Below are 11,244 nucleotides of genomic sequence, written 5' to 3'. Positions count from 1 at the left end.
CCCCCGCGCCCGCCCCCGTACAGCCGAGCCGGCCGAAGCCGCCGGAGCCGGAACCGGCGGAGGAGCCCGTAGGGGCCGTCCTGCCCGGCATGCCGATAGCCGCGCGCCCCACGGTCCGTACGGCCGCGGTGGACGACGAACCGGACGGCGAGCCGTGCCCCTCCTGCGGGACGAACAACCGTCCCGGCCGCACGTTCTGCCGCAACTGCGCCAAGCCCCTGAAGCCGCAGGCCCAGGCGGCGAAACTGCCCTGGTGGCGCACCCGCTGGCCGTTCAACCGCCGCGTCCGCGCGGGCTCCGGCCGGCTGCTGCGCGGCAGCCTGATCGCCCTGGTGATCGTGGGCCTCCTGGTCGCGGGCTTCCTGCTGATCCCGGCCGGGCGCTTCGTCGTGGAGGACGTACGCGACAAGCTCGGCGGCACGGGCGAGGTCTCCCCGCTCCACGTCACCGCGACCGCCTCCGCCCCCGGCCACCCGGCCAAGGCGGCGACGGACGGCGTGACGAACTCGTACTGGGGCGCCCCGAAGGTGGGCGACGCGCTGACCGCGAAGTTCGAGGACCCGTTCCGGCTGGTCGGCATCACGGTCCACACGGGCGTCTCGACCAAGCCGGAGGTCTTCCAGAAGGGCGCCAGGCCGACCCGGGCGGACCTGACCATCACGACGAAGGACGGCAAGACCCACGAGAAGACGATGACCCTCGCCGACAAGCCGGGCGAGCAGACCCTGCGGACCGGCATCAGCGACGTCGTATCGGTCCGCTTCACGATCCGCGAGGCGGCGGGCCAGGGCAACGGGCACCCGATCGCCCTGGGCGAGATCGAGTACTTCAAGCGCACGTGAGGGGTGCGGCTACTTTTCGGACACGAGCTGCGCGGTGACCACGCCGTGCAGCAGCTCCGCGTCCACGAAGTCCCCGTCCTCCGGCGCCCCGCAACGCCAGCTCAGCGGGTACGTGTTGCCGTGGGCCGCCGGAATCCCCACGTACTGGTCCCGCACGGCCGGACCGAAGCACTTCGCGCCCGGCGGCCAGTCGAAGTCCTGGCCGGCCCCGGGCTCCAGCAGGAGGTACGTCCACCGCGCGCCCGCGATCTCCCGCACCACCGGCCCCGGATCACCGTCCGTGAGGGCCGACAGATGGTGCACCACCGCCTCGCCCCGGACGCCGCGCAGACGGATGGCGTCGAAGTGAATGCCGGTCAGGTGGAGTTGGAGCCCCGAGGACGGTACCCATTCGGGGAGTTTCTTCTGCGTCAATGGCAGTAAGCATTCCGCCGCATGCGTAGCGTGACCAGGAGGACGCGATCCACATCGGGGCGATGTGGGGAACGGTGGTGGGCTGTGGGGACGAGTAGTGAGGTGACACACGGGCGGCGGCTTGTAGGGGAGTTGATGCGGATCCATCGCGTACGGGCGGGGTTCACGCGGAAGACGGCCGCCGAGAAGCTGCTGATCTCGGAATCGCTGCTCGGGGCGGTGGATCGGGCGGAACGGATCCCGTCGCTCGATCTGCTGGTGGAGGCGATCATCGAGAAGAAGATGGGGCAACTGTGAGCTACGACGGCGTCGGACTGACCTGGTTCAAGTCGAGTTACAGCGGTAACACAGGCGAAGCCTGCATCGAGGTCGCCTACAACCGGCACAAGTCCGGCTGCAGCGGCAACACCGGCGGTGCCTGCGTAGAGGTGGCCACCTGCCCCCACTCCGTCCACGTCCGCGACAGCAAGCTCACCGACGGGCCGACCTTCGCCGTCGACCCCGCCGCCTGGACCGCGTTCCTGGGCCACGCGACCGCGCACTGATCACTGGGCGGGGGTGCCATGGGCCGTCGAGGCGAACAGGTCCATGCCGAGCGCCGCGGACAGGAAGTGGGCGACGCGCTGCCCCCGCACGCTGTTGCCCGCCTCGTCCAGGCGGGGTGAGAACACGCCCAGCCCGCCCTTGCCGGGGGCGACGGTGATGATGCCGCCGGAGACGCCGCTCTTGCCCGGCATTCCCACCTCGTACAGCCAGTCGCCGCTGCGCTCGTACAGGCCCGCCGTGGCCAGCGCGGAGAGCGTGTCGCGGCAGACTCCGGCGTCCACCACCTGCTCGCCGGTGAGTGGGCAGACGCCGCCGTTGGCGAGGGTCGCGCCCATGACCGCGAGGTCGCGGGCGGAGACGGTGACGGAGCACTGGCGGGTGTAGAGGTCGGTGGAGGCGACGGGGTCCCGGGCGAGGGCCCCGTAGCTGTCCAGCAGGCGGGCGATCGACTCGTTGCGCTGGTTGGTGCCGGACTCGGAGGCGTACACCCGCTCGTCCACGTGCAGTTCGCGGCCCGCGAAGCGGGAGAGGCCACGGTGGACGAACTCCCAGCGCTCCTCGGGCGATTCGCCCGGCACCAGGGCCGTGGTGGCGAGGGCGCCCGCGTTGACCATGGGGTTCATCGGGCTGCCGTGATTCAGCTCGACGGCCAGGACCGAGTTGAACGGCAGGCCCGTGCTGTTGACCCCGATCCGGGTGCGGACGGTGTCGCGCCCGAGTGCCTGGTTGACGAGGGCGAAGACGAACGGCTTGGAGACGGACTGGATCGAGAACGGGTGGTCCGCGTCCCCGACCGTGTAGACATGGCCGCTCACATGGGCGACGGCGATGCCGAACAGCTCGGGATCGACCTCCGCGAGTTCCGGGATGTAGTCGGGGACCTGCCCGTCGCGGTCCTCCTGGAACCGCCGGCGCACGCCGTCCAGGGTCGCCCGTACGGCCTCGGCGGTCGGGAGCCGCCCGGTGGAGACGGCCGCCTGCGCCGTCCGGGCGTCCGGGGTGTCCCCGGTGTTGTGGAGCACGCCGGCCATTCCGTACCTCCTGAGGGATGCGCCGTTCCGGGCGTCCGGAACATTTCGGACCAGCTGTAGCACGGCCGCCCGACGGCGGACGCCGTACGCGCCCCGCGTCGCTGCCGGAAGCGGAACGGGCGCCTCACTACGCTGGCGCGGGTGCGTCGCGACGAGAAACGGCCCGAGGGCGTCGGCCCGTTCATCACCCGGCTGACCCTGCGCGGGGCCGACGGGGTGGAGGCCGTGTGGGAGTCACGCGCGGTCCGCAGGAAGGGCACGCTGACGGTGCGCGCGGCGGACGGGACCGAGGCCGCGCACCGCGCCGACGCTCCGACGCTCGCCCGGATGCGGGCGCTCAACTCCGTCGCGGCGGTGACGTTCACCCTCGGCGGCCTGCTCTTCGCGGCCGGGGCGGCGCTCGCGCTCACCGGGGCGGCGGCGACAGCCGTGTCGGCCACGTACTTCGGCGGCGGCCTGTTCTTCAACATCGGGGGCTACGCCTCGCTCCTCCAGTCCGTCAACGCACCCCGGCGCCCGGACGACGGGTACCGCCTGGAGCCGGTCGCGTGGCGGTGGTGGAGCTACGAGCCGATGCGCATCGACTGGCTCAGTACGTTCCTGCTGTTCGCCGGCACGCTGGTGTTCGGGCTCAACCTGCTGGACTCGTTCCTCCAGGGCCTCAGCACCCAGCAGGCGGCCCGCCTCGTGTGGGCGCCGGACGTGATCGGCTGCGTGCTCTTCCTGATCTCCGGCCAGCTCGCCCTCGCCGAGGTGTGCCACGCCCCCACGGGAGTCCGCCCGCACGACCTCGGCTGGTGGATCGTCACCGTCAACATGGCCGGCTCGGGCCTGTTCATGATCGCGGCCCTGGCGGACCTGGTCACCCCGGGCGAGGACGTCCCGGTCAGCCTCGCGGTCTCCAACATCGGCACCCTGGCGGGCGCGCTGTGCTTCGCGGCGACCGGGGTACTCCAGTGGTTCGAGCACCCCTGAGCCGCCGCAGGCGCGGGCCGGCCCCGGCGGCTGCGCTCCCGGGCCAGTCAACTCTGCCCCGGGGGACCTGGAACCGGGGCCGTGCGCCGGGGTATGCAGGAGGAGGTCATGCCCCCGGCAGGAAGAGGTCCCCATGCGCGGCCAGGACGGCGCCGAGAAGACCGGTGCGGATCGAGGGGGGCACGCGGCGGCCCGTAAGCCCGCTGCCGCCGCCGGTATGCCCGCCACCGAACTCCTGTCCCTCCAGGGCAGCCTGGGGAACGCGGCCGTCGTCCAGATGCTGCGGGCCGCCGGTCACACGGCGGACCGGCACAGCCACGGCCCCGGATGCGGCCACGAGGACGCGGTGCAGCGCTCGGCCGTCACGGACGTGCTGCGCTCGGGCGGCCGGCCGCTGGACAGCGGTGTCCGGGCCGAGATGGAGTCCCGGCTCGGGGCGGACTTCTCCGACGTGCGCATCCACACCGACTCCGCCGCCAAGGCCTCGGCCGCCGAGGTCGGGGCCCGCGCCTACACCTCCGGCCACCATGTCGTCATCGGGGACGGCGGGGCCGACAAGCACACGCTCGCCCATGAGCTGACCCACGTCATCCAGCAGCGCCAGGGCCCGGTCGCCGGTACGGACAACGGTGGCGGGCTGCGCGTATCGGACCCCTCCGACCGGTTCGAACGGGCGGCGGAGGCCAACGCGACCCGGGTCATGCGGGGACCGGCGCCCGAACACGGCGAGGAAGCCGAACACCGGACGGACACGAGGACGGCCGCCCGGACCGGTGAGACCGTGCAGCGGTACACCGACGTCGAGGTGGACGGGCGGGCCCTTCGCGTGTCCGAGAGCGGTCTCTTCCTGACGTACCCCGACACCCCCTACATCTGGGTCCGGGAGAACGCGCCGGCCCAGAGCGTCGCACCCGCCCTGAGGCGCACGGAGGACGACCCGGTGCAGTGGAACGGGGCGACGTACTTCAAGGCCTGGCTGGGCGGCGACGTCCAGCAGGACTGCCTCCACGCCGCCGAGGAGATCATCAACAACCGTGTCCGCGAACTCGGCTGGGGTGAGGGCGAGTACAGCACGATCGAGACCACCAGCAGCCGCTACGGTCCGACCGAGGTGTTCGGTCAGAAGGACGCGACCAACCGCCGCCAGGCCCGCCAGTTCTCCGGCCCGAAGAACGACATGGCCGACCCCCGGGCGGGAGAGGCGTTCGTCATCGTGGTCACCACCCCCGACCCGGACAAGGAGATGAGTCAGTTCCACGCCGGCGCGGTAGTGGCCCGCGACGGGAACGACTGCGTCGTCCTGCAAGCCTGGTCGGACGGGAACAGCCCGCCCAACCTGGCCGCCGCAGACTCCGAGATCTACACGGTGGGAGACCTCCAGCGGTCGTTCCACGCGGCCTACGGCGGACCGGGTGCCTACTTCGGATCGGTCGGAACCACGACGGTCGTCATCAAGGCACACCCCGACGTGGTCAACGCGACCTGACCGTCGGGCCGCCGCTCACAGCCCCGGCGCGCCCCACACCGGGAACCAGCGCGCCAGGTCCTGCTCCACGCGCAGGTCGTCCCCCAGCGCGGCCCGGACCTCCAGCTCCAGCTGGTTGTCGCGCTTCTCGGCGCCGCCCGGGACCGGGGCGAACGGGTAGAACGTGCCGCGCTTGTACAGATACACCAGCGCCAGCGCCCGCCCCCGGTCGTCCCGGAAGCCCACCAGCGAGCACAGCAGCTGCGGGCCGAAGCCGCCGTCCTGGAGCAGGGTGTTCACCGCGTGCAGGTCGTTGACCAGGGCCGCCGTATCCTCGGGCGCCTGCCGGGCGAGGAGCCAGGTGTAGCCGTACGCGTCGCGGCTGAACTCCACCGGGACGCCGCCGCGCACCGTATCCGCGTCGAGCAGTTCGCGTACGTCCTGCCGGACCCGGGCGAAGGCGGAGCCCTCCACGCCCGCGAAACACACCGAGCCCAGGCCCGTCGGCACGAGGCCCGTCGCGGCCTGGAGGGTCAGCGCGGCGGAGGGGACGGCGAAGAGCTGGTCGAGGTCGGGGCGGACCGGCTTGCTGCGGCCCAGGATCGTGTCGAGCAGGCCCACGGGGGACTCCTTACGGCCGGGACGGCCTTACGGGCGACGGGGGGACGGGCTCACGGGCGGGACAGGTCGGCCGAGATGCGGGCCAGCTGGTCGAGGCGCTGTTCGAGCGTCGGGTGGGTGGAGAGCAGTCGGCCGATGCTCTCCTTCGAGGCGAAGGCCGGGACGAAGTAGAAGGCGTTGTACGGCTCCGCCTTCCGCAGGTCCTCCGTCGGAATCCGGGCCATCTGGCCGCTCACCTTGGTGAGCGCGGAGGCCAGGGCCGAGGGGCGGCCGGTCAGCAGGGCGGCCGTGCGGTCGGCGGACAGCTCGCGGTAGCGGGAGAGCACCCGGGTGAGCAGGAAGCTCAGGGCGTAGACGACCGCGCTGACCAGCGGAATCAGCAGGATCAGGATGCCCATCGGGTCGTTGCTGCGGCTGTTGCGGGCGAAGCCGCCCCACAGCGCGACCCGGGTGATGATCCCGGCCAGGACGCCGAGGAACGAGGCGATGGTCATCACGGCGACATCGCGGTGCGCCACGTGCGACATCTCGTGCGCGAGGACGCCCTCCAGCTCCTCCGGCTCCAGCCTGCGCAGCAGGCCCGTCGTGGCGCAGACGAGCGAGGACTTCTGGCTGCGCCCCGTCGCGAAGGCGTTCGGCACATCGCTCTCCGCGATGGCCACGCGTGGTTTCGGCATGTCGGCAAGAGCGCAGATCCGGTCGATCGCACCGTGCAGCTCGGGCGCCTCGGCGGGGGAGACCTCCCGGGCGCCCATGCTGAACGCCGCGATCCGGTCACTGAACCAGAACTGGGCGACGAACATGCCGCCGGTCAGGACCAGGATGATCGGCCAGGCCCCGCGCAGCACGGCCAGGAGCACGCCGACCAGCACCACGTACAGCAGCCCGATCAGGAACATGGTCGTCACCATGCGGGTGGTCAGGCCACGGTCGGTGGCGTACCGGCTACGGGTTCCGGCCATGGACGACCTCCAGTCCTCGCCTGTCTCCATGGTGCTCCTCGGCGGCTGAAAACGGATGCTCTCGCTCCATTCGCCCGGGTTGGCCGAACATCACCTACCCCAAGTAGATGCCCGGGGCATCTAGTGAAGGTGATCGGCAGGACCACACCCCCCTCGTTGCGAGGTCCGTCATGACAGAGACCCAGTCCGAGCCCCTTGCCTTCCCGCAGGACCGCACCTGTCCCTACCACCCGCCCACCGGCTACCCGAGCGCGAGCCGTGGCCAGCGGTCGGTGTCCCGCGTCCGCCTCTTCGACGGCCGTACGGTGTGGCTGGTCACCGGCCACGCCGAGGCGCGGGCACTCCTCGCCGACCCCCGGCTGTCCTCCGACCGCGCGCACCCGGATTTCCCGCTGTTCGCGCCCCGGCTGGCGGCCGTCAAGCAGCGGCGCGTGGAACTGCTCGGGGTCGACGACCCGGAGCACAACGCCCAGCGCCGGATGCTGATCCCGAGCTTCACGCTCCGGCGCACGGCGGAGCTGCGGCCCCGCATCCAGGAGACCGTGGACCGGCTGCTGGACGCGATGGAGGAACAGGGGCCGCCGGCCGAACTGGTCGACGCGTTCGCGCTGCCGGTGCCGTCCATGGTCATCTGCGCGCTCCTCGGTGTGCCGTACGCGGACCACGACTTCTTCGAGGACCGCTCGCGCAGGCTGCTGCGTGGGCCCGAGCCGTCGGACGTGGTCGCGGCCCGGGAGGATCTGGACGCGTACTTCCGCGACCTGATCGCGCTCAAGCGGCGCGACCCGGGGGACGGGCTGCTGGACGAGCTGATCGCCAAGCACCTGGAGACGGGGGCGATGGGCGGGGAGGAGCTGGTCCGGCTGGCCGAGATCCTGCTCGTGGCCGGTCACGAGACGACCGCGAACATGATCTCGCTCGGCACGTTCACGCTGCTCCGGCACCCGGACCAGCTGGCACGGCTGACCGGCGGCGACGCGGCCGCGGTGCCGGCCGCCGTGGAGGAACTGCTGCGCTTCCTGTCCATCGCGGACGGGCTCTCCCGGGTGGCGGTGGAGGACATCGAGATCGGCGGGGAGACGCTGCGGGCCGGGGACGGAGTGCTGCTGTCCACCGCCGTGATCAACCGGGACGCCTCCGTCTACGCGGAACCGGACGCGCTGGACCTCGGGCGCGAGGCGCGGGGCCACGTGGCGTTCGGCTTCGGGATCCACCAGTGCCTGGGCCAGAACCTCGCCCGCGCCGAACTGGAGATCGCGCTGCCCGCCCTCTTCCGCCGCCTGCCGGGCCTGCGGCTCGCGGTCGAACCGGACGAGGTCCCGGTCAAGCCGGGCGACACGATCCAGGGCCTGCTGGAACTGCCGGTGACCTGGTGAAGGAGGAGGGAACCGCCATGCGGATCGACATCGACAAGGACGTGTGCATCGGCGCCGGGCAGTGCGCCCTGGCCGCCCCGAAGGTCTTCACCCAGGACGACGACGGCCTGAGCGAACTCCTGCCGGAGGCGGAGCCGGGCCCGATGGTGGCGGAGGCGGTCCGGGCGTGCCCGGTGGGGGCGATCAGCGCGGGCGGCGACCCCGGGCCGTCCGGCGTGTGAGGACGGAAACCGTTGCCCTGGCGGGCGTCGCACCGGGGCTCCGGGGCCGCCCGATGACCGCTTTCGTCCTCACGCGCCGGACCGGCTGGGTTCGCCGCTCACGGCCACAGCAGCTCCCGCTCCCACGCCCCCGCCCCCGTCGCCGGGTCGGCCGTGCGGCGGTACCGCAGGCGGATGTGGCGGCGGCGGGCATCGCCCTGGAAGAACTCCGCCTCGCGCGGCTCGACCACGTACCGCGTCCAGCTCTCCACCTCCGCGTCCGGCTCCTCGCGGGCCCGGTCCCAGGCGGCGTCGGAGGCGCGGGCGAGGTCGGCCGGTGAGTCCAGGATCTCGCTCTGGTGCCCGACCAGGGCGGAAGCGAGGGCCCCGGTCGAGCGGGCGTGCAGGTCGGCGGAGCTCTCGGCCGTGGGGCAGGCGGTGACGGCGCCCCGGATGCGGACCTGCCGTCCCTGCGCGGGCCAGTAGAAGCCGAGCGCGGCGTACGGACGGGCGGCGAGCTGGCCGCCCTTCGCGCTGGTGGAGTGCGTGGCGAAGTGCCAGCCCCGCTCGTCCACGTCGTGCAGCATCAGCGTCCGTACGTCGGGCAGGCCGTCGGGGTCCACGGTGGCCAGATGCATGGTGTGCGGCTCGGCCTGCCCGGCGGCGACGGCCTCGGCGAACCAGTCGAAGAAGAGGGCGTGCGGCGTGAGTGGTGCGCCCTCCGGGCCGAAGGCGGGGAGATCGGTGTCCCAGACGCGCTGGGCGTGCAGCAGGCCGAGGAAGGACTGCCGGGTGGCGGGATCGAGTGCGTCGGTCATACGGCCGACGCTACGCCGGGTGACGGTCCGGCCCCGCCCGGACCCGGTCCGGATACGCCGACGGCGGACCACAGGCGTGGTCCGCCGTCGGTGAGACAGGACCTGGGGGCGCCGGGATCGCCGCGCGTCGCCCCAGCGGGGGTGCGCGCTACTTGGTGGGCTTCTTGCCGGTGATGCCGAGATGCACCAACAGGGCCAGATTCGGCTTGAGTTCGGCCTGCTTGACGCCCCAGGCGGTGAAGCCCTTCTGGTGCGAGGCGACACCGGCGAGCATGACGACCAGGGAGCCCGCCATCGCGGCGGCGCTGACGTCCTTGTCGACCTTGCCCTTGGCCTGGAGCTCCTTCACGGACTCTGTGAGGGAGCCGGTGACGGAGTTGAGGATCTTCATGCGGATCTTGTTGAACCGCTTGTCGCCCTCGGCCGCCCCGAGGTCGATCACGCGCAGGATCGCGTCGTTGCGCCGCCAGAAGTCGAGGAAGCCCTCCACGAGTTGTTCGGAGGTCTGCCAGCCCGACTTGCCGACCCAGGAGCGTCCGGCGACCAGTTCGGTCATTCCGGCACCCTCCTTCGCCACGTCTTCGGCGAGTTCGAGAACAGCGCCCTCGACGTCGGGGAAGTACTGGTAGAAAGTCGCAGGTGAAGTCCCGGCCTTCCGGGCGACGTCGATGACTTTGACGTCCCGGTACGGCGAGGAGCTGAGCATCTCGCTGAGGCAGTCGAGCAGCTTCTGCCGCGTCGCCTGACCGCGCCGACCGGCCACGCGGCCGTCGACGGTGCGTACTTGTCCTGTCATGCCGTCAGCTTACCGACGGGTGATCGGAGCGCGATTCGGCCGAAGCAAATGGGGAATGGGGCCTGCTCCGGCCCCGCTCCGGCCCGGCTCCGACCCCCGCTCCGACCCCGCGTTGCCCACAGTGTGATGAGTGTTATTAACAGCCTGTGGATAACTTCGGTGGATAACTTTCGAACCCGCGTTCGCTTCGGAGGGTCCGGGGAGGTTCCGGGACGCGCCCCGTGCGGCACGAAGCTACCGTGAGTGTGACGGGCGTCACCATGACGATGGAAGGATCCGGGCCCATGGCCGCATTCGCGCAGTCCGCACCGTGCTGGGTGGATGTACAGCTCCCCGACCTGGAAGCGGGCAAGCGCTTCTACGGCGAGCTGTTCGGCTGGACCTTCCGGCCGGACGGCCCCCGCGCCGACGCCCTCAGCGGCGGCAGGCTCGTCGCCGCGCTGGCCGCGAAGAAGGACGGCCGGATGCCGACCGCCTGGGGTGTCTACTTCGCGACCGACGACATCAAGGCCTCCGTCGCCCGGGTCCGCGCGGCCGGCGGCCAAGTGATCACCGAACCGGTCGCGGCCGGCCGGGACGGGGTGCTCGCCCAGGCCGCCGACCCGGCCGGCGCGGTCTTCGGCCTCTGGCAGGCCGGCGAGCGCGCGGGCTTCCGGAAGCAGAACGAGCCCGGCTCCTTCTGCTGGACCGAGGTCCACACCCGGTCCAAGGAGCGCGTCGACCCCTTCTACGAGGAGGTCTTCGGCTTCCGCTGCGCGGACGTCGACGACTCGCCCCCGGGCGTCCCGGACACCGACGAGCACCGCGTCGACTTCCGTACGTGGTCCCCGCCCGGCACCGAACCCGGCCCCGACACGGCGGTCGGCGGGCGCGGCGTCATCACGGACGCGCTCCCGGCCGAGCTGCCCAGCCACTTCCTGAACTACTTCAACGTCGCGGACTGCGACGAGACGGTGCGGACCGTCCAGCGCCTCGGCGGCCGGGTCACCGAACCCCCGCTGGACATCCCGTACGGGCGGATGGCGGTCCTCCAGGACGACCAGGGCGCCGAGTTCGCCGTACTTCAGGAGCCTGTGTCCTGATACGGGCGGAGTGGCACAGGACACCCCGATCCGCCCCCGGGTTCGCAACCGGGGCCCCGGCCAGGAACAATCGGGGTGCGCGCCGCCGGGCGGCGTCCAGTGATGAGACGCTGCAC

General features: G+C 72.0%; 14 protein-coding genes. 8 read left to right on the top strand and 6 right to left on the bottom strand.

All coding sequences use genetic code 11. The features are described from left to right. Positions 1-842 (top strand): zinc ribbon domain-containing protein (locus EAO73_RS31120; RefSeq protein WP_224756528.1); only part of this gene is annotated, 842 nt, incomplete at its 5' end. Between the two features lie 9 nt (positions 843-851). Here EAO73_RS31120 and EAO73_RS31115 read toward each other — a convergent pair. Next, entirely contained in the window at positions 852-1,256 is a 405-nt protein-coding gene (locus tag EAO73_RS31115) for a hypothetical protein (RefSeq protein ID WP_147974851.1), read from the bottom strand. Positions 1,257-1,391: 135 nt separating this feature from the next. Between EAO73_RS31115 and EAO73_RS31110 the strand changes: the two genes are divergently transcribed. Together EAO73_RS31110 and EAO73_RS31105 are read left to right on the top strand one after the other, a co-directional pair. Beyond that, a complete protein-coding gene (locus tag EAO73_RS31110) occupies positions 1,392-1,553 on the top strand; it encodes a hypothetical protein (RefSeq protein WP_224756527.1) in 162 nt (53 codons plus the stop codon). Next, positions 1,550-1,801 (top strand): DUF397 domain-containing protein, encoded by a 252-nt coding sequence (locus EAO73_RS31105; RefSeq protein WP_147974850.1) that lies wholly within the window; start codon positions 1,550-1,552, stop codon positions 1,799-1,801. Before EAO73_RS31110 ends, EAO73_RS31105 begins: the two co-directional genes overlap by 4 nt. On the opposite strand, the gene glsA is transcribed toward EAO73_RS31105, so the two are convergent. After that, positions 1,802-2,833 carry a glutaminase A gene (gene glsA, locus EAO73_RS31100; protein ID WP_147974849.1) on the bottom strand — a complete coding sequence of 344 codons (1,032 nt, stop codon included), beginning with the start codon at positions 2,831-2,833 and terminating at the stop codon, positions 1,802-1,804. A 141-nt stretch (positions 2,834-2,974) separates the two neighbouring features. Between glsA and EAO73_RS31095 the strand changes: the two genes are divergently transcribed. Together EAO73_RS31095 and EAO73_RS31090 are read left to right on the top strand one after the other, a co-directional pair. Next, positions 2,975-3,808 (top strand): hypothetical protein, encoded by an 834-nt coding sequence (locus tag EAO73_RS31095; RefSeq protein ID WP_147974848.1) that lies wholly within the window; start codon positions 2,975-2,977, stop codon positions 3,806-3,808. A gap of 133 nt (positions 3,809-3,941) precedes the next feature. Next, complete coding sequence (locus EAO73_RS31090) at positions 3,942-5,294, top strand: DUF4157 domain-containing protein (RefSeq protein ID WP_224756526.1); 1,353 nt, start codon at positions 3,942-3,944, stop codon at positions 5,292-5,294. A 15-nt stretch (positions 5,295-5,309) separates the two neighbouring features. Here the strand turns inward: EAO73_RS31090 and pspAB are convergent, their stop codons facing one another. Both pspAB and htpX read right to left on the bottom strand, forming a co-directional pair. After that, complete coding sequence (pspAB, locus tag EAO73_RS31085; RefSeq protein ID WP_147974847.1) at positions 5,310-5,894, bottom strand: PspA-associated protein PspAB; 585 nt, start codon at positions 5,892-5,894, stop codon at positions 5,310-5,312. Between the two features lie 50 nt (positions 5,895-5,944). Next, a complete protein-coding gene (gene htpX / locus EAO73_RS31080) occupies positions 5,945-6,856 on the bottom strand; it encodes a zinc metalloprotease HtpX (protein WP_147974846.1) in 912 nt (303 codons plus the stop codon). Between the two features lie 170 nt (positions 6,857-7,026). On the opposite strand from htpX, the gene EAO73_RS31075 reads away from it, so the two are divergent. Both EAO73_RS31075 and EAO73_RS31070 read left to right on the top strand, forming a co-directional pair. Further along, positions 7,027-8,232, top strand: a complete 1,206-nt coding sequence (locus tag EAO73_RS31075; protein WP_147974845.1) for a cytochrome P450 — start codon at positions 7,027-7,029, stop codon at positions 8,230-8,232. Between the two features lie 17 nt (positions 8,233-8,249). Continuing rightward, positions 8,250-8,453 carry a ferredoxin gene (locus EAO73_RS31070; RefSeq protein ID WP_147974844.1) on the top strand — a complete coding sequence of 68 codons (204 nt, stop codon included), beginning with the start codon at positions 8,250-8,252 and terminating at the stop codon, positions 8,451-8,453. A 98-nt stretch (positions 8,454-8,551) separates the two neighbouring features. Here EAO73_RS31070 and EAO73_RS31065 read toward each other — a convergent pair whose 3' ends face one another. Both EAO73_RS31065 and EAO73_RS31060 read right to left on the bottom strand, forming a co-directional pair. After that, on the bottom strand, positions 8,552-9,250 hold the full coding sequence (locus tag EAO73_RS31065; RefSeq protein WP_147974843.1) for a pyridoxal 5'-phosphate synthase: 699 nt from the start codon (positions 9,248-9,250) through the stop codon (positions 8,552-8,554). A gap of 148 nt (positions 9,251-9,398) precedes the next feature. After that, on the bottom strand, positions 9,399-10,046 hold the full coding sequence (locus tag EAO73_RS31060; RefSeq protein WP_147974842.1) for a TetR family transcriptional regulator: 648 nt from the start codon (positions 10,044-10,046) through the stop codon (positions 9,399-9,401). Between the two features lie 284 nt (positions 10,047-10,330). Between EAO73_RS31060 and EAO73_RS31055 the strand changes: the two genes are divergently transcribed. Next, positions 10,331-11,128: a VOC family protein gene (locus EAO73_RS31055; RefSeq protein WP_147974841.1), complete on the top strand. Its 798-nt coding sequence runs from the start codon at positions 10,331-10,333 to the stop codon at positions 11,126-11,128. Positions 11,129-11,244 lie beyond the last annotated feature (116 nt).

It is taken from the genome of Streptomyces sp. col6 (genome assembly GCF_008042035.1).
Lineage (GTDB): Bacteria > Actinomycetota > Actinomycetes > Streptomycetales > Streptomycetaceae > Streptomyces.
Note: the sequence above shows the minus strand (reverse complement) of the source record. Positions and strands in the feature narration are given on the sequence as shown.